The sequence below is a fragment of the Microbacterium capsulatum genome, assembly GCF_030865425.1.
Taxonomy (GTDB): Bacteria; Actinomycetota; Actinomycetes; order Actinomycetales; family Microbacteriaceae; genus Microbacterium; species Microbacterium capsulatum.
In genome coordinates this window covers 183,308-204,074 of record NZ_JAVFCB010000004.1, presented here as the reverse complement: position 1 = coordinate 204,074, position 20,767 = coordinate 183,308, and the positions used below count along the sequence as shown (strand labels likewise).

At 71.7% G+C, this 20,767-nt stretch carries 16 protein-coding genes and 1 tRNA gene (1 of these 17 only partly in view); 5 read left to right on the top strand and 12 right to left on the bottom strand.

What is annotated here, in order from left to right:
- Position 1: 1 nt before the first annotated feature.
- The 3 genes from RBR11_RS08430 to RBR11_RS08420 form a co-directional block, all read right to left on the bottom strand.
- Positions 2-1,354, bottom strand: coding sequence for a PhoH family protein (locus RBR11_RS08430; protein ID WP_373889787.1), 1,353 nt, complete (start codon positions 1,352-1,354; stop codon positions 2-4).
- A 206-nt stretch (positions 1,355-1,560) separates the two neighbouring features.
- Positions 1,561-2,667, bottom strand: coding sequence for an aminotransferase class V-fold PLP-dependent enzyme (locus RBR11_RS08425; protein WP_308488883.1), 1,107 nt, complete (start codon positions 2,665-2,667; stop codon positions 1,561-1,563).
- A gap of 82 nt (positions 2,668-2,749) precedes the next feature.
- A complete protein-coding gene (locus RBR11_RS08420; RefSeq protein WP_308488882.1) occupies positions 2,750-3,535 on the bottom strand; it encodes an isoprenyl transferase in 786 nt (261 codons plus the stop codon).
- Between the two features lie 105 nt (positions 3,536-3,640).
- Between RBR11_RS08420 and trhA the strand changes: the two genes are divergently transcribed.
- On the top strand, positions 3,641-4,378 hold the full coding sequence (gene trhA, locus RBR11_RS08415) for a PAQR family membrane homeostasis protein TrhA (RefSeq protein WP_308488881.1): 738 nt from the start codon (positions 3,641-3,643) through the stop codon (positions 4,376-4,378).
- Positions 4,379-4,392: 14 nt separating this feature from the next.
- Here trhA and RBR11_RS08410 read toward each other — a convergent pair whose 3' ends face one another.
- Positions 4,393-4,638 carry a hypothetical protein gene (locus RBR11_RS08410; protein WP_308488880.1) on the bottom strand — a complete coding sequence of 82 codons (246 nt, stop codon included), beginning with the start codon at positions 4,636-4,638 and terminating at the stop codon, positions 4,393-4,395.
- A 47-nt stretch (positions 4,639-4,685) separates the two neighbouring features.
- Between RBR11_RS08410 and RBR11_RS08405 the strand changes: the two genes are divergently transcribed.
- Positions 4,686-5,084, top strand: a complete 399-nt coding sequence (locus RBR11_RS08405; protein ID WP_308488879.1) for a DUF4307 domain-containing protein — start codon at positions 4,686-4,688, stop codon at positions 5,082-5,084.
- A gap of 96 nt (positions 5,085-5,180) precedes the next feature.
- Positions 5,181-5,669, top strand: a complete 489-nt coding sequence (greA, locus tag RBR11_RS08400; protein ID WP_308488878.1) for a transcription elongation factor GreA — start codon at positions 5,181-5,183, stop codon at positions 5,667-5,669.
- A 96-nt stretch (positions 5,670-5,765) separates the two neighbouring features.
- Here greA and ilvA read toward each other — a convergent pair whose 3' ends face one another.
- Together ilvA and RBR11_RS08390 are read right to left on the bottom strand one after the other, a co-directional pair.
- On the bottom strand, positions 5,766-7,001 hold the full coding sequence (ilvA, locus tag RBR11_RS08395) for a threonine ammonia-lyase (protein WP_308488877.1): 1,236 nt from the start codon (positions 6,999-7,001) through the stop codon (positions 5,766-5,768).
- Positions 6,998-8,194 carry an AI-2E family transporter gene (locus RBR11_RS08390; RefSeq protein WP_308488876.1) on the bottom strand — a complete coding sequence of 399 codons (1,197 nt, stop codon included), beginning with the start codon at positions 8,192-8,194 and terminating at the stop codon, positions 6,998-7,000. The genes ilvA and RBR11_RS08390 overlap by 4 nt, the downstream gene beginning before the upstream one ends.
- Positions 8,195-8,260: 66 nt before the next feature.
- Between RBR11_RS08390 and RBR11_RS08385 the strand changes: the two genes are divergently transcribed.
- Positions 8,261-9,562, top strand: coding sequence for a winged helix-turn-helix domain-containing protein (locus RBR11_RS08385; RefSeq protein WP_308488875.1), 1,302 nt, complete (start codon positions 8,261-8,263; stop codon positions 9,560-9,562).
- A 61-nt stretch (positions 9,563-9,623) separates the two neighbouring features.
- On the opposite strand, the gene RBR11_RS08380 is transcribed toward RBR11_RS08385, so the two are convergent.
- The 3 genes from RBR11_RS08380 to RBR11_RS08370 form a co-directional block, all read right to left on the bottom strand.
- Entirely contained in the window at positions 9,624-10,202 is a 579-nt protein-coding gene (locus RBR11_RS08380; protein ID WP_308488874.1) for a LemA family protein, read from the bottom strand.
- 81 nt (positions 10,203-10,283) lie between these two features.
- Positions 10,284-11,597, bottom strand: a complete 1,314-nt coding sequence (locus RBR11_RS08375) for a D-arabinono-1,4-lactone oxidase (RefSeq protein ID WP_308488873.1) — start codon at positions 11,595-11,597, stop codon at positions 10,284-10,286.
- A 46-nt stretch (positions 11,598-11,643) separates the two neighbouring features.
- Positions 11,644-12,894 (bottom strand): alanine racemase, encoded by a 1,251-nt coding sequence (locus tag RBR11_RS08370; RefSeq protein WP_373889783.1) that lies wholly within the window; start codon positions 12,892-12,894, stop codon positions 11,644-11,646.
- A 54-nt stretch (positions 12,895-12,948) separates the two neighbouring features.
- On the opposite strand from RBR11_RS08370, the gene RBR11_RS08365 reads away from it, so the two are divergent.
- Positions 12,949-13,021: transfer RNA gene (locus RBR11_RS08365), tRNA-Leu, on the top strand.
- 48 nt (positions 13,022-13,069) lie between these two features.
- Here the strand turns inward: RBR11_RS08365 and RBR11_RS08360 are convergent.
- From RBR11_RS08360 to RBR11_RS08350, 3 genes are all read right to left on the bottom strand, one after another.
- Complete coding sequence (locus RBR11_RS08360) at positions 13,070-13,372, bottom strand: YciI family protein (RefSeq protein ID WP_308488872.1); 303 nt, start codon at positions 13,370-13,372, stop codon at positions 13,070-13,072.
- A 2-nt stretch (positions 13,373-13,374) separates the two neighbouring features.
- Positions 13,375-14,745 (bottom strand): glutamate decarboxylase, encoded by a 1,371-nt coding sequence (gene gad / locus RBR11_RS08355; protein ID WP_308488871.1) that lies wholly within the window; start codon positions 14,743-14,745, stop codon positions 13,375-13,377.
- Positions 14,746-14,887: 142 nt separating this feature from the next.
- Positions 14,888-20,767, bottom strand: partial view of an Ig-like domain-containing protein gene (locus tag RBR11_RS08350; RefSeq protein ID WP_308488870.1) — the 3' portion only. Its footprint extends 23,538 nt past the window's final position; the window shows 5,880 of its 29,418 coding nt (coding positions 23,539-29,418); the start codon falls outside the window, past its right edge; the stop codon is at positions 14,888-14,890.

Below are 20,767 nucleotides of genomic sequence, written 5' to 3'. Positions count from 1 at the left end.
CTCAGCTCAGCTCGGCGCCCTCCAGGAGCTCGGTGACCAGGGCCGCGATCGCGGAGCGCTCGGAGCGCTGCAGGGTCACGTGGCCGAACAGATCGTGGCCCTTCAGGGTCTCGATCACGCTGGCGATGCCGTCGTGGCGGCCGACGCGGAGGTTGTCGCGCTGGCCGACGTCGTGGGTGAGCACGACGCGGGAGTTCTGCCCCATCCGGCTGAGCACGGTCAGCAGCACGTTGCGCTCGAGCGACTGCGCCTCGTCGACGATCACGAACGCATCGTGCAGCGAGCGGCCGCGGATGTGCGTGAGCGGCAGCACCTCGAGCATGCCCCGCTCGACGACCTCGTCCATGACGTTGCCGGAGACGACGGATCCGAGCGTGTCGAACACCGCCTGCCCCCACGGGCTCATCTTCTCGTCCTTGTCGCCGGGCAGGTAGCCGAGCTCCTGGCCGCCGACCGCGAACAGCGGCCGGAACACGATGATCTTCTTCTGCTGCTGCCGCTCGAGCACGGCCTCCAGGCCTGCGCACAGGGCCAGGGCCGACTTGCCGGTGCCGGCGCGTCCGCCGAGGGACACGATCCCGACCTCCGGGTCGAGCAGCAGGTCGATCGCGATGCGCTGCTCGGCGGAGCGGCCGTGCAGGCCGAACACCTCGCGGTCGCCGCGGACGAGCGCGTACTCGCCGTCCCCGGTGACCCTGCCGAGGGCGGATCCGCGCTCGGAGTGGATGATGAGGCCGGTGTTCACCGGGAGTCCCATCGCCTCCTCGCTCGTGCCGACCTCGCTCTCGTACAGGTCGCTCATCTCGTCGCCGGAGAGCGAGATCGCGGAGATCCCGGTCCAGCCGGACTCGACGGCCTGCTCGGCGAGGTACTCCTCGGCGTTGATGCCGAGCGAGGCCGCCTTGACCCGCATCGGGAGGTCCTTGGAGACGACCGTGACCTCCTGGCCGTCCTGGGCGAGGTGCATCGCGACGGCGAGGATCCGGCTGTCGTTGTCGTTCAGGCGGATCCCGGTGGGGAGCACCCCCTGGTCGGTGTTGGCCAGCTCGACGCGGAGGGTCCCTCCGTCGCCGATCGGCACGGGGAAGTCGAGGCGGCCGTGTTCGACGCGCAGGTCGTCGAGGTGCCGCAGCGCCTGGCGGGCGAAGTAGCCGATCTCGGGGTCGTGCCGTTTGCCCTCGAGCTCGCCGATGACGACGACGGGGAGGACGACCGAATGCTCGGCGAACCGGAAGAGCGCGCGCGGATCGGACAGGAGCACGGACGTGTCGAGCACGTACGTCTTGAGTTCCTGCGCGAGCGGCGAATCGCTCTCCCCCGCCGGTGCGGTGGTGGTGCGGGTGCTGCTGTTCAGTGCTGTCCGTGCGGCCACGACCCTCTCCCGTCCCGGGATGTTTTCCCGGCTGTCAGCGAGTCGACCAGGGCCACGAGTCGCGATCCTGAAGGCCGACCCGATCGGGCGCCATGCCCGATGCCATGACGGTACGACTCCGCGCGATTCCGCCGCAGGATCGACACGCGATCGCGACGGTTAAGAGCGGGCCACGGGACGGTGAACGATCATCCCTCGGCGAGGGCGGCGTCGAGCATCCCGAGCGTCTCGTCCGTCGTCCCGGCGTGCGGAGCGACCCGCACCGCACCGGAGCGCACCGTGACTCGGACGCCGGCGCGCGCGAGCCGCTCACCGAGCCCCTCCGGATCCGCCGGCGCGAGCACGACGATCCCCGCGCGCTCCTCGGGCGCACGCGGCGAGGACACCACCACGCCGTGGCGATCCGCGATCTCCTGCACGGCGTCGACGCGGCGCGCCAGCCTCTCCGCGACGGCGGGCACGCCCGCGGCCCGGATCTCGTCGATCCCGGCGGCGAGACGCCCGGCGGCGAGCGTGTCCGCCCCGCTGACCGCGTAGGCCTGCCCCGTGGCCACGGGCTCGGGCAGCTCGTCGGCAGGGAGCCCCGCCGCGGCGGTCGCCGTGAAGCCGCTGAGCACGGGACGGATCCGCTCCCGCGCCGCGGGGCTGAACCGGGCGAAGCCGGTGCCCCGTCCGGCGCGCAGCCACTTGTAGCCGTGGCCGACGACGACGTCCGCGGCGGCCCAGTCCTCGGCGACCACACCGAAGGACTGCACGGCGTCGAGGATGAGCAGGCGGTCCGGGCCGATGGCCTCGCGGAGCGCGGCGACGTCGGCCCGGTAGCCGGAGCGGTAGTCCACGTGGCTGACGACGAGGGCCGTCACGGACGGGTCGAGCGCGGCCGAGACCGCGTCGGCGGTCACCCGCGTGCCGGCCGGGGCGATCCAGCGCGGCACGAGCCGGCCGCCGGAGGCCGCGGCGGCCCGGTCGAGCGTGATCGTGACGCTCGGGAACTCCGCGGAGGAGGCCACGACCGTACCCTCCAGCCCCGCCAGGGCGTGCTGCAGGCCGTGCGACGACGACGCGTGCAGCGTGACATCGGAGGGGTCGGATCCGAGCAGCTCGGCGACGCCCGCCTGCGCGGCGGAGACGCGGCCGAAGACCTCGGCGATGCCCTCGGGCCGCCCGGTCGAGAGCAGCTCGGCGTCCACCGCCTGCGCCGTGCGCGCGGCCCGCGACATCGGCCCGAACGCCGCCCAGTTCAGGTAGCCCGGATCCTCGCCGAAGGTGGCCGCATAGTCGTCGATGGCGCTCATCCGGCCAGTCTGACACGCCGCCGACCCGGCCGGACGCCGGTCGAACGCCGGCCGCCGAGCGCGTCGAAACGCCCCGGGACCGTCAGCGCCCGAAGCGGCGATCCCGCCCGGCGAAGTCGCGGATCGCGCGCAGGAAGTCGACCTCGCGCAGGTCGGGCCCGAGCGCCTCGACGAAGTAGAACTCGCTGTGCGCGCTCTGCCAGAGCAGGAAGTCGCTGAGCCGCTGCTCGCCGCTCGTGCGGATCACGAGATCCGGATCCGGCTGCCCGCCCGTGTAGAGGTGCTCGCCGATCATCTCGGGCGTGAGATGCGCGGCGAGGTCCTCGAGGGTCCCCCCGGAGGCCTCGTGCTGCGCGATGATCGAGCGCACCGCGTCGACGATCTCGTTGCGCCCGCCGTAGCCGACCGCGAGATTGACGTGCAGTCCGGTGTGGTCGCGGGTGCGCTCCTCGGCCTCGGCGAGCACACGGGAGAGCTCCGCGGGCAGGATGTCGGAGCGGCCCACCTGCTTCACCCGCCAGTCGCCCTCCCGGGACAGCCCATCGGCGAGCTCTCCGATGATCTCGATGAGATCGGCGAGCTCGGCGGAGTCGCGCTTGCGCAGGTTGTCGGCGGAGAGCAGGTACAGCGAGACGACCTTGATCCCGAGCTCGTCGCACCAGCCCAGGAACTCGCGCATCTTCGCGGCCCCGGCCCGGTGGCCGTGCGCGGCGGTCGCGTAGCCGAGCTGGCGCGCCCAGCGCCGATTGCCGTCGATCATCATCGCGACGTGGTGCGGCACGGTCGCCGGGTCGAGGCGCCGGCGCAGGCGCCTGCCGTACAGCCGGTACAGGGGGCCTTGCCCCGGGTGGTCGGACCGTGCACTCACGTCCCTACGCTACCGCGCGGACCCCGGCAAGCGAGCGCGCCGGCGGTCACGATCCGCACAGGATATGTACCGTTTGGGGAATGCCGCGCGACATAGAGTGAGGCCATGCGCAGAGCGTCCCGAACCACTGCCGCCGACGTGCCGCAGTTGCCCCTTCTCGAGGTGGCAGCGGTCGACGCGCATACGGAGATCAAACCGACCTGGCGCGGCTGGATCCACGCCGGCACCTTCCCCGTCGCGATCGCCGCCGGGATCGTGCTGATCGTCCTCGCGCACGGGGTCCCGGCGAAGTGGGCGGCCGCCGTGTTCATGGCCACGTCGCTGCTGCTGTTCGGCAACTCCGCGCTCTACCACCGCTTCAACTGGCGACCGAAGGTCAAGCGGATCCTGAAGCGGATCGACCACGCGAACATCCTGCTGCTCATCGCCGGCACCTACACCCCGATCGCGACCCTCGCCCTGCCGCCCGCCCAGGGCATGCTGCTGCTGGTGCTGGTGTGGGCGGGCGCGCTGCTCGGGATCCTGTTCCGGGTGTTCTGGATCCATGCCCCGCGCTGGCTCTACGTCGCGCTCTACCTGCTGCTGGGCTGGGCCGCGGTGATGTACATCGTCGACCTCGTGCACGCGAACGTCGCCATGATGGTGCTCGTCTGCGTCGGCGGCCTGCTCTACACGGGCGGCGCGATCGTCTACGCGCTGAAGAAGCCGAACCCGTGGCCCGGCACGTTCGGCTTCCACGAGATCTTCCACGTGTGCACCGTGCTGGCGTTCCTCTGCCACTGGACGGCGTGCCTGCTCATCTCGCTGGCGCCGCTGCGGCCCTCGCTCGGGCTGCCCGCCTGACGCCGACCCCGGCGTCAGGCCTTCGGGGCCTCGCCGTCGTCGCCCTCCGCGGCCTGCTCGGCGTCGAGCTCGGCGCGCACCTCCTCGCGGTACCGCACCCGGCGGATCCGGCGCTGCATGTCCCAGATCAGGACCGCCGCGAGCACCACGATCACCGCGACGATCGCGAAGCCGGCCGGTCCGGGGCTGACCAGATTCGGGTCCACCGTCGGGGTCGGCGTGGGGGTCGCCGCCGCTGCCGCCAGGATCGCCTCGATCATCGGTCCGCCTTCCACGAGATAACCTGTAAGTCCAGCCTAACGATCGGATGAACCCCGCCGTGACGACGCCCGCCCAGCTCGATGAGCGCTACGGTCGCGGACCCCGCCGGCGCCTGCCGATGATCATCGCCGGCGCGGTCGCGCTGGCGGTCGTCGGCGTCTTCGGCTGGTGGACGTACCAGGGCTCCGCGGACGCCGTGGACGTGACCGATCGCGGCTTCCAGCTCACCGACGCGCACACCGTCACCGTCTCGTTCCAGATCAGCGCGCCGACCGATCGGCCCGTGCACTGCATCCTCGAGGCGCAGGACGAGCAGTTCGGGATCGTCGGCTGGAAGCTCTTCGAATACCCCGCGTCGACGCAGCGCGCGCGGGCGTTCACGGAGCGGATCCCGGTGGTCGGCACCGCGACGACCGGTTTGGTGAACTCCTGCTGGGTGTCTTAGGCTCATCCTGTTGATACGACGCCCCGGCAGGTGCCGGGGCGTCTTGGCATATCCGGGCGCCCTCGGCCCCGGATCCGATCCGCAAGGAGTTTCGCCGTGTCGAACGACGTTCAGGTCCCCTTCCTCACGCAGGAGGCGTACGACCGTCTTGTCGCCGAGCTGGAGAACCTCTCGACCGTCGGTCGCGAGGAGATCGCGAAGCGCATCGAGGTCGCACGCGAGGAGGGCGACCTCAAGGAGAACGGCGGCTACCACGCCGCGAAGGACGAGCAGGGCAAGATGGAGGCGCGCATCCGCACCCTCCAGGGCCTGCTGAAGACCGCCAAGGTGGGCGAGGCTCCGGCCAGCCGCGGCATCGTCGAGCCCGGCACGGTCGTGACCGCGACGGTCGCGGGCGGCGAGGAGGTCTTCCTCCTCGGCAGCCGCGAGATCGCCGGGGGCACCGACCTCGACGTCTACAGCGAGGCGAGCCCGCTGGGCGCCGCGATCCAGGGCCTCAAGGTCGGCGACAAGACGTCGTACGAGGCGCCGAACGGCCGCTCGATCGAGGTCGAGATCCTCAAGGTGGAGACCTTCGCGGGCTGACCCCCGTACCGCAGAACGCCGAACCCGCCGCGCCATCGAAGGCCGGCGGGTTCGGTGTTTCGTCTGCGGACAGGCCCGCGAGAGCCTCGGGGCGGCTCAGTCCTGGACGACGATCGGCTCGAAGCCGGCCGCTCGGAGCGTGTCCAGGGTGAGCTCGGAGTGCTCCGGGCCGCGGGTCTCGACGCTGAGCTCGAGGATCACGTCGCTGATCTGCAGGCCGTGGCCGTGCCGCGTGTGCATCGCCTCGATGACGTTGGCGCCCGCGTGCGCGATGAGCTCCGACACGCGCGCCAGCTGGCCGGGACGGTCGGGCAGCGGGATCCGCAGCGTGAGGTAGCGGCCGGACGCCGCGAGTCCGTGCGCGACGACGCGCTGCAGCAGCAGCGGGTCGATGTTGCCGCCGGACAGCACCGCCAGGGTGGTGCCGCTCGCGCGCACCTTCCCGGCGAGGATCGCGGCGACGCCGACCGCACCGGCCGGCTCCACGACGACCTTGGCCTGTTCGAGCAGCACGAGCAGCGCGCGGGCGATGTCGTCGTCGCTGACGGTGACGACGTCGTCGACGAGCTCCTGGATCATCGCGAACGGGATCGCGCCGGGCTTGGCCACGAGGATGCCGTCCGCGATGGTCGGGTGGGTGACGATCTCGACGGGCTCCCCCGCGGCGAGCGAGGGCGGCATCGCGGCGGCGTTCTCCGCCTGCACACCGATCACCCGCACGGTGCGGCCCTGCTCGGCGGCGCGCGCCTTGACGGCCGCGGCGACGCCCGCGATGAGACCGCCTCCGCCGATCCCGAGCACGACCGTGTCGACGTCGGGCACGTCCTCGACGAGCTCCAGGCCCAGGGTGGCCTGGCCGGTCACGATGTCGCGGTGGTCGAACGGCGGGATGAGCACGGCGCCGGTGCGCTCGGCGAACTCGGCGGCCAGGCGCAGCGAGGTGGCCACGGTCTCGCCCTCGAGCACGACCTGAGCGCCGTAGCCGCGGGTCGCCATGAGCTTCGGCACCGGGACGCCGATCGGCATGAAGATCGTCGCGGAGATCCCCAGCGCCTGCGCGGCGAGCGCCACGCCCTGCGCGTGGTTGCCGGCCGAGGCCGCGACCACGCCGCGCGCCCGCTCCTCGGCGGTGAGCTTGGAGAGCCGGTGCACGGCGCCGCGGATCTTGAACGACCCGGTGCGCTGCAGGTTCTCCATCTTCAGCAGCACCGGAGAACCCAGCACCTTGCTCAGCGCCACCGAGGGCAGCGTCGGGGTGCGCACGATCACGTCGATGAGGCCGTCGGCGGCCTGTCGGATCTCGGCGAGGGTCGGGATCGTCTCGTTCGTCATCGCATGCTCCTTCTCCGCGCCCGCGGCACGGTCTGCCAGATGTAGTCGCCGTCCGGGTCGGCGCCGGTGCGCCAGGCACCGGAGTTGACGGTCACCACCGCCACGTTCACGAAGGCCGCCAGAGGCACCGCGAACAGCGCGCCGGGGATCCCTGCGATCAGCGCCCCGCCCGCCACGACGAGGACGACGGCCAGCGGGTGCACCTTGACGGCCGATCCCATCAGGATCGGCTGCAGGACGTGCCCCTCGAGCTGCTGCACCGCGAGGACCACGACGAGCATCCACAGGGCGATCCACGGCCCGTTGTATACGAGCGCGAGGAAGACGGCGAGCACGCCGGTGATCACGGCCCCCACGATCGGGACGAAGGATCCGAGGAACACGAGCACCGCGACCGGGACCGCGAGCGGCACGCCCAGGAGGAAGGCCCCCAGGCCGATGCCGACGGCGTCGATGAAGGCGACCAGCATCTGCGTGCGGGCGTAGTCGATCACCGTCGCCCAGCCGTTGCGCGCGGCGACGTCGACCGCCGGGCGGGACGCGCGCGGGAACAGCCGCAGGATCCACCGCCAGATGCCGCCGCCGTCGGCGAGCAGGCAGAGCAGGATGAACAGGGTCAGCACGGCGCCGGTGGCGACGTGGCCGAACGTCGCGCCGACGGCGATCGCACCGGACTTCAGCAGCTCGCCCTGGGCGCCGAGGTAGGCCATCGCCTGATCGACGAAGCCGGCGAGCTCGCGCTCGGTGAGGTGCAGCGGCCCGTCGATGAGGAACCGCTGCAGCTGCGCCATCGCGCCGAGGGTGCGCGCCTGCACCTGATCCCACTGCTGGGTGATCTGCCAGACCGCGAGCCAGAGCAGGCCGCCCACGATCACGAGGGTGCCGAGCAGCGAGAGCACGATCGCCAGCCAGCGCGGGAACCGTGCCCGCAGCATCGCGGCGAACGCGGGCCAGAGCAGCGCGGTGAGCAGGATCGCGATCAGGAGCGGCACGACGAGCATCTTGAAGAGGATGACGAGCCAGACCAGGACGCCGATCGCGGCGGCGATCACGAGCAGCCGCCAGGAGTACGCGGTGGCCACGCGCAGGCCGACGGGGAGGGACCTCTCGACCTCGCCGGTGACGTCGAGCCGGCCGGTGACCGAGCGCTGGCGGATGAGATCGCGCAGGCGCGGGCTGCTCTCATCGCTCATCGGCCCAGTCTACGGGGCGCATATGCGCGCCCCGGAATGTCCGGACCCGCCGCTACGCTGGCCGTCGTGATCGAAACGAGCGGCGGCGGCGAGACGCTGAGCGCGGCCGAGGCCCGGCGGATGGCCCTTGCCGCGCAGGGGTTCTCCCGGCGACGGCCGGCGCTTCCGTCGGCGCGCCACCTGCACGCGGCGATGGCGCGGATGGGCGTGCTGCAGATCGACTCGGTCAACGTGTTCGCCCGCTCGCACTACCTGCCGCTGTTCTCCCGGCTCGGCGGCTACGACCCGGCGCTCCTCGACCGCGCGTTCCTGTCCCGCCCGACGCCGTCGCGCGCCGGGCGCTACACCGAGTACATCGCGCACGAGGCGACGTTCCTCCCGGTCGAGGACTGGCCGCTGTGGGGCTTTCGCCGGCAGGCGTTCCGCGACAAGCGCGGCGCGTTCTGGGGCCAGAGCTCGTCCGCCCGCAGCCTGGACTGGATCCGTGCGGAGCTGCGGGATCGCGGCCCGTCCCGGCCCGCCGAGATCCGCGGGGACGCCCCGCGCGGACGTGGCGGCTGGTGGGAGTGGGACGAGGCCAAGCACGCGCTCGAGTACCTCTGGCGGATCGGCGAGGTCGCGATCGCCGGGCGGGACGGCTTCGAGCGCCGCTATGCCCTCGCCGAGGATGTGGTGCCCGCGGAGCTGCTCGGCCGGGATCGTCCGCCGGCGGAGGCGATCGGCGAGCTGGTGCGGCGGGCCGCCCGCGCGCACGGGGTGGCCACCGCGGCCGACATCGCGGACTACTACCGGATCAAGGACCGCACGGCCGTGCTCGCCGCGATCGGCGACCTCGTCGACGCCGGAGAGCTCACGCCCGTGCGGGTGCGCGGCTGGGAGCGCGGCGGGCGGCCGATCCCCGCGTGGCGGCATGCGGACGCCGCCCTCCCCCGCCGGATCGACGCCGCCGCGATCCTCACCCCGTTCGACCCGGTGGTCTGGTTCCGCGACCGCGCCCTGCGGGCGTTCCAGCTCGACTACCGGATCGAGATCTACACGCCCGCGGCGAAGCGCCGGTACGGCTACTACTCGCTGCCCGTGCTCGTCGGCGACAGGATCTCGGCGCGGCTGGACCTGAAGGCCGACCGCGCCGCGCGCACGCTGCTCGTGCAGTCGGCGTGGTGGGAGCCGCAGGCGCGGCCCGCCGCGGACACCGAGCGGATCGCCGCGGAGCTTCGCGCCGCCGCGGCCTGGCAGGGCCTGGAGAAGGTGTCGGTGTCGGGCTGGGGCGACGCCGCGGACGAGCTGGCGGACGCGATGGCCGGACACCCGGAGCGGGTCGGCCGGCACGACGTCGGGCGGACGGATCGGGTTCCGCCGGGGGTGTGAGGACGCCCGTCACACGACGAAGCGGCCGCCACCCGTGGGTGACGACCGCTTCGGCTGAGCGTCAGAACTGGACGCGCGGCGGTTCGGCGATCGCGGCGCCGTCGGCGACCTCGAAGAACTCGCGCTCGGTGAAGCCGAGGTTGCGCGCGAACATGTTGTTCGGGAACACCTTGACCTTGGTGTTCAGCTCGCGCACACCGCCGTTGTAGAAGCGGCGGGAGGCCTGGATCTTGTCCTCGGTGTCGACCAGTGCGGCCTGCAGCTGGAGGAAGTTCTGGCTGGCCTGCAGCTGCGGGTACGCCTCCGCGACCGCGAACAGGCTCTTCAGCGCCTGCTGCAGGTGGCCCTCCGCGGTTCCCGCCTCACCGGGCGTGGACGCGGAGAGCGTCTCGGCGCGGGCGCGGGTCACGTTCTCGAAGACCGCCTTCTCGTGCGCCGCATAGCCCTTGACCGTGTCGATCAGGTTGGGGATGAGGTCGGCTCTCCGCTTGAGCTGCACGGTGATGTCGCTCCACGCCTCGTCGACGCGGACGCCCAGCTGCACGAGCGAGTTGTAAGTGGACCAGAGATAGATGCCGACAGCGATGATCAGGACGACGATCACGCCGATGACGGCGAGCACTGGAACGAGAACATCCACGGACGACGACCCCCTTTAGACACGCGGTTGGGCCTATCCTATCCCCGCTGTCTGCACGGACACTGGGCCTTCAGGGGCCTGTCAGCTCCCCAGCACGCGCTCGAGGTAGGCGTTCCCGAAGCGTCGATCCGGGTCCAGCCGATCGCGCAGCGCGACGAAGTCGTCGAAGCGCGGGAGGCGCTCCCGCAGCTGCGCGGCGTCGAGCGCGTGCAGCTTCCCCCAGTGCGGGCGACCGCCGTGGTCGAGCATGATCCGCTCGACCGCATCGAAGTACTCGCGCGGGTCGTTCCGCCAGTACCGGTGCACGGCGATGTACGCCGAGTCGCGCCCGTACGCGGTGGACAGCCAGCGGTCGTCGGCGGCGGCGAAGCGCACCTCGACCGGGAACTCGATCCGCCACCCGCGCTTGTGGATGAGCGCCCTGAGCTCGCGGAACGCCGGCACGACGTGCTCCTGCGGCAGCGCGTACTCCATCTCGCGGAAGCGCACGGTGCGGCTCTGCGTGAGCACGCGGTGCGAGATGTCGGTGTATTCGCGGTCGCCGGTGAGCTTCACCGCCAGCCGGCTGAACGGCGGGGTGATCGCGGGGGCGACCGAGCCGGCCGCGCACACCACGCGGTACACGCCGTTGGACAGCAGCGTCTCGTCGATCCACTTCCCGATCGCCGGGAGCGGGCGGCGCACGGCCGATTCGGGCAGGCGCTCGGTGGTCTTCGTCAGCGCCACCTCGGTGTGCGGGAACCAGTAGAACTCGAAGTGGTCGGCGGCGGCGACCCGGTCGTGCACGCTCTCCAGCACCTCGTCGAGCGGCGCGGGCGCGTCGACCGCGTGCATGACGAACGCCGGGACGCACTGCAGCGTGACCTCGACGAGGATGCCGAGCGCGCCGAGGCCGAGCGAGACCGCGGGCAGCAGCTCCGCGTTCTGCTCCTCGTCGACGCGGAGGAACTCCCCCGCGGCCGTGATCAGCGTGGCGCCGACGACCTGCGCGGCGATGCCCCGGAAGCGGGCGCCGGTGCCGTGCGTGCCCGTCGAGATCGCGCCCGAGATGGACTGGCGGTCGATGTCGCCGAGGTTCTCCATCGCGAGCCCGTAGGGCGCGAGCAGCGCCGGGATGCGGTGCAGCCGGGTGCCGGCGAGCAGCGTGACCCGGCCGCGGGCCTCGTCGACCGCCGTGACGCCCTGCAGGTCGTCGAGCTCGAGCAGCACGTCGGGGGCGACGGCGATGCCGGTGAAGCTGTGCCCCGCGCCCACGGCCTTGATCCGCAGATGCTGCGCGGCGGCCGCGATCACGGCGCGCTGCACGCCCTCGGGACTGCGCGGCCGCTCCATGCGCATCGGGCGGACGCTCGCCGACCGCCCCCAGTTCTGCCAGGTCCCGCCCATCCGGGTCACAGGATCACCCTTCGCGTCTCCAGAACGTGGGCCGTCGCAGCGTGTGTCACAGGAACGCCTTCCCCTCACCGCGGTACGTCGGCAGTTCGCCGACGACGCGATCGCCGTCGACGAGGTGGTAGTGCAGGATCCGCTCCGCGGGCTCGCCGCTCTTCGCGTGCCGCAGCCAGACCCGGTCCCCGATCCGCAGGCTCCGCGCGGCGTCGCCGCGCAGCGGGGTCTGCACCTCGCCGGCCGCCTCGCGGGGCATCGTGCGCAGACCCTGCGGCCAGACCGGCAGCGGCTGGCGGGAGGCGACGGCCGGGCCGGACGCGATCCAGCCCCCGCCGAGGATCGTGGCGATGTCGGGTGCGGGTCGCCGCACGACGTCGAACCCGATGGCGCTGGCCGGAGCGGGGTCGAACGCCCGGTAGCCGTCGAAGAGGTGGCCGGCGAGCAGGCCGCTGCCGGCGGTGATCTCGGTGAGCGAGGAGTCGGATCCGGTGAACTCGAGGGACCCGGTCCCGCCGCCGGTGACGAAATCGAGGGGCACGAGCGCTCGCACGGCCGCGACGATCTGCGCCCGCCGGTCGAGCAGCTCGGCCCGGGAGCGGGCCTGCACCGCCCGGATGAGGGCGTCGCCGCTGCCGGTGTCGTCGCCCTGCCCGGCGATCTGCGCCTCGTACATCTGCAGCCCGACGAGGCGGAAGCCGTCGCGCTCGGCCGCACGGCGGGCGAACCGCGCCACCTCCTCCGGCGTGTGCAGCGGGGAGCGGAACACGCCGATGTGCCCGAGCCCCGGGGCGCGCCACGAGGCGTCGGCGTCGATCGCGATGCGCAGCCGGGGGCGCCGGGACGGCGGCGCGACCGCGTCGATGAGGTCCAGCTGGGACTCGTCGTCGACCATGAGCGTGATCCGCGCGGCGGCCTGCTCGTCGGAGAGCAGCCGCTCGAGCGAGGCGCGGTCCGCGGTCGGGTAGGCGAGCACGATGTCGTCGTGGTCCTCGGCGAGCCAGAGCGCCTCGGGCAGGGTGAAGGCGAGCAGGCCCCGGTAGCCGGGCAGGCGGAGCGCGGCGTCGACGATCTCACGGACGCGGACCGACTTCGTCGCGATCCGGATCGGCAGTCCTCCCGCGCGCACGACCATGTCCATCGCGTTGAAGCGCAGCGCGTCGAGGTCGACGACCGCGACCGGAGCCGGCAGGAGCGCGGTGGCCTCGGTCAGTCGCGGCCACCACCGGGCGGGATCCTGCCAGGGGTGCACCCGGGGGCGGGCGGGCGTCGTCGCGCCGCTCTTGTCGGCGATGAGCTCGAGCACTCCCCCACCCTACGGCCTGATCCGGGCCGACGATGGCTAGGCTCGAGGGCAGCGGCCCCCGTAGCCCAACGGCAGAGGCAGGCGACTTAAAATCGCTTCAGTCTGGGTTCGAATCCCAGCGGGGGCACGGGACCCGGTTCCACGGACGGTGAGACCGCGGCTCGCGGCGTCGTGGTCACCGCGTTTCGGGGCCCGGGTCGCCGTCCAGCCAGACGGCGTTCCACTCCAGGATCCGCGGATCCGCGAGGCCCTCGGTGACGAACGGGTCGGCGGCGATGAACCGCTCCGCGGCGTCGTATGAGGAGAAGACGCCCATTGATCCGGCGGCCGGATCGGGCGTGAGGAACGGACCCAGCGCGATCAGCCCGGGGCCCGCTTCGTGGAACGCCCGGTAGTAGGCCTGGTGACGCGGGAACACGTCGAGCACGCGTCCGCGGTCGACGCCCTCGCGCAGGCGGTACAGCACCACGACCGCCATGATCAGTGCCGGAATCCGGGGCCGGTGGACGGGTGCGGCAGCGGCGAGGTGAGCGCGTCGAGGTAGGCGACCTCCTCGCGGATCGTGGCGAGCAGCGATTCGGCGAGATCCTGCGTGACACCGTTGCGGATCACGATCCGCTGCACGGTCACGTCCTCCAGATCGGCGGGCATCGGGTACGCCGGGACGAGCCAGCCGCGCATGCGCAGCCGGTCGGAGAGGTCGAACAGGGTCCAGTTGTCGGTGTGCCCGTCTGCGAGCCGCCAGGCGAACACCGGGATGGTGGATCCGTCGCTGACGAGCTCGAACTGGTCCATCGCGCCGATCCCGTCCGCGAGGTATCGGGCGACGGCGCGGGAGGTGCCCTGCACCTCCGCGTAGCCCTCCCGGCCGAGCCGGAGGAACAGGTAGAACTGCAGCAGCACCTGCGCTCCCGGACGGGAGAAGTTCAGCGCGAGCGTCGGCATGTCGCCGCCGAGATAGCTGACCCGGAACACCATCGACTCGGGCAGCGCCGCCTCGTCACGCCAGACCACCCAGCCGAGCCCCGGGTAGACGAGCCCGTACTTGTGCCCCGACGTGTTGATCGAGGCGACGCGCGGCACCCGGAAGTCCCACGCGAGGTCCGGATCCAGGAAGGGCGCGACCATGCCGCCCGAGGCGGCGTCGACGTGGATCGCGACGTCGTGCCCGCTCTCCGCCGCGATCCGGTCCAGCGCCTCGGCGATCTCGGCGACCGGCTCGTAGGCGCCGGTGTACGTGACCCCGAGGATCGCGACGACGCCGATCGTGTTCTCGTCGACGTACCGGTCCAGGAGCGCCCCGTCCAGGGCCGGATGCTCGGCGCTCACCGGCACGTACCGCGGCTCGACCTCGAAGTAGTTGCAGAACTTCTCCCAGCACACCTGCACGGCGCTGGACATCACGAGGTTCGGCCGCGTCGCGTCCTGTCCGGCCGCGCGGCGCCCCTCCTGCCAGCGCCGTTTGAGGGCGATCCCGGCGAGCATGCACGCCTCGCTGGATCCGATCGTGGACGTCGCCGGGGAGGACGACGGATCCGGCGCGTGCCACAGCCCGGCGATCATCCGCTGGCAGTACGTCTCGATCGCCGCGGTCTGCGGATACTCGTCCTTGTCGATCATGTTCTTGTCGACGGCCTCGGCGTACAGGCGCTGCGCCTCCTCGTCCATCCAGGTGGTGACGAAGGTGGCGAGGTTCAGCCGGGCGTTGCCGTCGAGCATGGTCTCGTCGCTGACGACGTGATAAGCGGTGAGCGGGTCCATCCCCTGATCCGGGATCCGGTGCTTGTCGACGAGCACCTTCGATCCGGCGCGGCGATGCAGCGGGTTGACGTGGATGCGCTCCTGCGACATGGAAGCTCCTCGGTGTGGTCCTCAGGTCCGTGTGCGCGCCACCCTAGCACCGCGCGCGATGGCCCCTCCGGAAAGGGCGGGCGCTCGTCGGCGGCGGCGATCACGGGCCGCGGGACGGCCGTGCGCCCTCCGGTCGCGACGGTCAGAGGGACGCGGCGAGGTCGTTCGCCCAGCCCTTGAGCAGGGCGGCGTACGACGCGGTGACGTAGCGGCTCCCGGCATCGGTCACGAACGTCGCGAGGGCGGACTTCGCCGCGGTCCGGTTGCCCGCGGCGAGCGCGTTCTGCGCGGCGGTGAGGTCGGAGGAGAGCTTCGACGACACCGTCGAAGACGTGATGTATGCGGCGCCGGCGCCGTAGGACACCGCGGTCTGCAGACCCGGGATCGTCGCCCGCACCGTGATCGTGAAGGTCGAGGTCGAGGTGTTGCCGACCGCGTCGGCCGCCGTCACCACGACGGTGTGCACACCGGCGGCGAGGGTCTCGCCGACGAGCGCTGTGCCGTTCGCCCACGCGACGCCGTCGATCGTGGCCCGCACCGACGCCACCCCGGAAGCCGAATCGACCGCCCCGAAGCTGAGCGTGATCCGCTGCGACACGTCGTAGGCGGTGCCGTTCGACGGGGCGGTGATCGTCCAGGACGAGGTCGGCGGGGTGAGGTCGATCACGAAGGACCGCGACACCGTGCCCGTGTTGCCCGCCTGGTCGGTCACCCGGACCGACACCGTGTGCATCCCCTCGGCGGACGGCGCGGTGAGCGTCGCCGTGGACGCGTACGCGACCGGAGCGCTGAACGGCGCGCCGTCGAGCGAGAACGACACCTGCCAGAGCCCGGCCGGTGCGCCGCTGAACGAGAGCGACAGCGAGATCGATCCGGCACCGACGTAGGTCGTGCTGCCTGCCACGGCACCCGCGACCGTGACGGTCCCCGACGGGGGAGAGGTGTCGACGACCAGAGTCGCCGGTGCGGATGCCGTGGCCGACGTGTTTCCCGCGAGGTCGACGCTCACCGCCGTCACGGTGTAGGTGCCCGTCGCGAGGGCCTGGCCGGTGTACGCGACGCCGTTCAGATATACCGTGGTGGCGACGGCGTCGGCCGCCTGCGCCACGACGAAGCGCGGCGTCGCCACGTTCGTCACGTAGTCGGAGCTGGACGGGCCACTGTCGTCGAGCGCGTTGAGCGTCACCGTGGGGGCGCCCGGCGCGGTCGTCTTCTTGACCAGCGTCTGCGTGAAGACGGTCTGGTTGCCGGAGGGCTCGGTCTCGACGACCGTGAAGGTGATCGATCCGTCCTTGAGCTTCGACAGGTACACGTTGTTCACGTTCCACTGGCCGCTGCCGTTCACCGCCTTGCTGCCGCCGACCGTGGTCGTGCCGTCGGTGAAGGCGTACGCGATCACCGCCCCGGTCTGCCCGGTCGTGTAGAAGGAGAAGGACGACGCGTTCGACGCGTTGATGTACGGCGGGTACGCGCTCACGGTGAGCGGCGGCGGGGTCGTGTCGAGGATGGCCGTGACCACGGTCGATGCGCTGACCCCGGCTCCGTTGGTCAGCGTGACGCTGATCGTGAGCAGGCCGTCGATGAGCGCGGAGACGTCGACCGGGATGACGACCGAGCCGCCGGATCCGACCATGTCCATGCCGTTCGCCACCCGCGCGATCGGCGAGGAGCCGTCCGTGATCACGACGTTCGCGATCGACCCGACCTGTCCGGTCACGGTGACCGGGAAGGATCCCTCGGTCGCCAGGTTCGCGTACGCGGCGCTGCCGAGCGTCGCGGCGGGCGGGGCCACGCTGTTCTTGCCCATCAGCGAGCTGAGACGCGTGACCTGCCCGGTCGGACCGGTGAGGGTGACCGTGACGGCGATCGTGCCGTCGGCGAAGCCGGACAGGTCGAGCACGAGGCCGAGGGTGCCGGCCGCCGAGATCGTGCCGGCGCCGCTCACGGTGAGTGAGCCCTGGGTGAACGCGTAGACGACGGCGCCGCCCGGGGTGCCCGCGACGATGAACGGCACCGCGGAGGCGCCCGCCGGGTTGGTCCCGGACGGCAGGTTCACGCCCTGCCCGGACGGCAGCGACAGACGCGCCATCATGGCCGAGGCGACCGGCATGCTGCCGGAGGAGTTGAACGGCCGCACGTTGGCGGTCTTCTGCACGTCGTTCGCGACGCCGCCGAGGTTCTCCGGCATCTGGTTGAACGGGGATCCGGTCTGCTGGTGCCATGCGTCGTCGTGCTGCAGGACGAGGCCGAGCTCGCCGAACGGCTCGCCGTTGCGGGACGCCAGGCCCTGGTAGCGGTCGTCGTACGGCGCGTATCGGGTCATCAGCGTCTGGTCGGCGCCATCGCTCTTGGACAGGGCGTACAGGAACTCGGGCAGGAACGGCTGCAGGGTGCGGCTGACCGCCGGCATGCCGAACTGCGAGAACGGCACGTAGTAGCTGTTGTGGTTGCCGACCCAGTCGATCAGGCGGTCTCCCCCGGTTCCGGCGAAGAAGATGTCCTGCCCTGCGCCGCCGTAGGCGAGGGACTCCCAGGCCGGGGTTCCCCACACGAAGTTCGCGGTGGCGCGGCTGAACGAGCCGTCGGCGCCCCGGACGAGGTTCGGCACCGGGCCGTCGTTGAGCCCGCCGTCGACGTGGGTGTCGGCGCGGAGGTCGATGAGGTCGTTGCCCCAGCCGCCGTAGACCCGCACCCGACCCATGCCGGCGACGATGTCGTCGTTGCCGAGGTCGCCGAAGATCGCCTTGTCGCCCGTGGTCGGCATCTGCGGCTCGCCCGTGCCGGGGTACCAGGTGAGGTCGAGCGGCAGGCCCGCGTCGGTCGGGTCGAAGGTCAGGAAGAACGGCAGGCAGGTCGCGCTGAGCGCCATCGTCTTGCACAGCAGCGGGTTCGGCGAGCCGAGCACGAAGGCGTTCGAGACGACCGAGTTCAGCCACACCTCGCGGCGCGGGTCGGACGGGTCGAAGTAGCTCGACTTTCCGGACATCCCGGCGCGCGCGGCGTTGCCGTTCCCGTCGTCGCCGAGCGGGTGCCAGCCGGCCGGGTTGCCCGGGTTGAACGGGTGGTACCAGTCGGTCTCGTACGGCGTCGTGTTGATCGCGGTGCCGCTCATGTCGAAGTTGTCGGCGTAGCCCAGCTCCGGGGCCTCGGCGCCGGACACCGCGGACTGTCCCGGACCGGCGTGGATGACGCCGTTGCCCCAGCCGCCGTAGATGATGTTGTGGCCGAAGCGCGGCTGGTAGTGGGGGCAGATCGCGTTCTGCTTGCAGCCGGTGGAGAAGCTCGGGCTGCCGTTCGCCGCCGGATCCCAGTTGTACGGGTACAGGACCGCGGTGTAGGTGAGGGCCCCTGCGACGTTGATCACGGCCTGCTGCACGTTGCCCGGCGTCGTGATGAGCTCGGACAGGTTGGCCGCGGGGATCGGCGCGATGCCGTACAGCGGCTCGCCGTAGCTCGAGCTGTTGCGGCTCGCGAAGCAGCGTCCGCCGCCGCCGATGATGCACGTGTCGCCGCGGCCTCCCGAGACCCAGTTGTCCGCGTAACCGGTGATGATCGTGTCGTTCTGACCGCCGCCGTAGATCACGTCGTCCGCCGGTCCGCCGTAGATGAACGCGTCGCCCGACTCGGCGTGGATCTCGCTGCCGCGCATGAGGTGCACGCCGTCGACGACGATCGGGTTGCCGCCGATGTCGCCCCAGCCGTTCGAGGCCGCGGCCCCCGTGACCTGGGGTCCTGCCTGGTTCGCCAGGTCCGGTCCGCCCGGGGTCGCATCGAGGAGGTTCACGGCGCGGGCGATGATGCGCTCGGTCGCGGCCGGGTAGCCGTTCACGTCGTAGTTGAAGTTCAGGTAGCCGACCGACATCGCGACGCCGTTGCCCGCGCCGTAGGTGTGGTTGGTGCCGACGAGGCGAATGATCTGGCCGTTGTTCGCGACGATCACGTTCGCGTCGTGGGCGTGTCCGTTCGGGTTCGTGATGCAGTGGTTCGTGGCGTCGAGCACCCCGTCGCCGCAGTCCTCGCGGCCCGCGTTGAGGCCGGATCCGCCGAAGATGAAGTTCGAGCCGCTCGCGCGCTCGCTCGGCAGAGTCAGGCTGAACAGGTTGCTGTTGCCGCCGATGATGTCGTTCTGGCCGCGGTTCGCGAAGATCGTGTTGTTGCCGCGGCCGCCCTCGACATAGGCCTCGCCGTCCGTGGCCGCGACGGTCGCGATGACAGTGCACGGCAGGGACGTGCACGAGGCGGGAGCGGGCGCTCCGGTGACGGTCAGGGTGCCCTGGCTCACGGCCGTGACCACGCCGACCATCGCGCCGTTGACGGTGAGCGTCTGCCCGACCGCGATGCCGGCGTCGGCCCACCACAGGCCGTCGGTGCGGGCGATCGTGTGGGCGCCGAAGACGAGGCTGCCGGTCAGCCGGTACTGCAGCGCGGCGTCATCGTCGACGGACGGGTTGATCAGCAGGGCGTTGGCGGAGTCGCGGCAGGCGCCGACGCGGTTGCCGAGGAAGGATCCGCGGAACGAGCAGGTCGCCGCGCCCCCGAACACGCTGCCGATCGACGGCGAGCCGTTCGAGCCCGTCGGGTAGCCCGTGAGCGAGGCGGGCGCGGTGAGGTCGATCGAGCCGTGCGCCTGGATGATGTTGTCGTTCGACTCGCCGAAGATCATCGCGGATCCGGATCCGCCGGCGATGTAGTCGGCGCCCTTGTTCGCGGAATCCTGCAGCTGCGTGGGCCGGTTCGCGTCGCCGAGCGGCACGGAGAGCAGGATCCCGCCGGTGCCGGAGAGGAAGTCGCCCCACCACGCGTGTCCGGTCGGGTCGTTCTGCGCGAGCCCGTCGGTGAGGCTCTGCGTGAGCGAGCCCGGCGTGGTGCTGTAGATCTGCGTGCCGGTGAGGTCCTGGAAGCGCGGGTTGCGGTAGTCGAACAGGTGCGGGGCGCGGTTCAGCGCGACGCTGCCGCCGATGATCAGGTTGCGTCCCGGCCCGCCCTGGATGTCGTTCGCGCCGTCCCCGCCCACGATCACATTGTCGCCGCCGGACGCGTAGATCCGGTTGTCGCCGTGGTTCTGCGTCGCATCGGAGTACGCGGCGAGGATGTCGTGCGTCGTCTGGATCTTCTCCACCCGCGCGTCGCCCCACGGCGTGATGCCGCTCGCCGGGCAGTAGACGTTGAGCGCGCTCGCTCCGGTCGGCCGGCAATAGCCCTGCGGCGGGCCGACGGTGAAGGAGGCGCTGCCGACGGATGCGCCGCCGATGGCGTTGCGCGAGAGGGTCGCGGTGGTGAGGTCGGCGCTCACGGCCGTGATGATCGTGCCGGCGGAGAGCAGCGTGCCCGCGGTGTCGGCGATCGCGAGGCCCACGTCCGTGAGGCGGAAGCAGGCGGCCGCGCACGTGACGGTGGCGACGCCGTTGAGGGCGGAGCCCGACGGTGCATGCGAGGTGAGCGAGCCGGTGACGCTGCGGGTGCCGCCGAGCGGGCCTGCGGTGATCACACCGACCGTCGCCTCCTGGGTGTCCTGCACGACGACGCCCATCGCGCCGAAGATGATGTTGTCGTAGTCGCCGTAGCGATCGGTCGCGGTCGCTCCGGGCACGTCGCCGTAGATCAGGTTGTTCCCCGCGACGAGCGGGTCGGCGTCCTCGTAGACGCTGTTGTTCACGGTCGGGAACGAGACCGCGCGGGTGATCACGTTGGTGTTGACGCCGTTCGCGCCGAGGATGATGTTGTCGCCGCGGCCGCCGTGGATCGTGTTGTTCCCGGATCCGCCGGCGATGACGTCGCCCGCCTGGCTGCCGTAGATCGTGTCGTCGCCGGGCCCGCCGTAGATCGTCAGACCGACCGAGGGCACCTGGCCGTTCGGCACGCCCGCGAACAGCGCGCTCGCGTCGATCACGTTGTTGCCGGCGTGGCGGAACGGGTTCGCGACCGGGAACACGAACTGCGGCGTGCCGACGCCGACCTGGTTCGGGAACGGCTTGGATCCGAACACCCGGCTGGTCTGCGTGTGCGGGTCGCCCGAGTACCA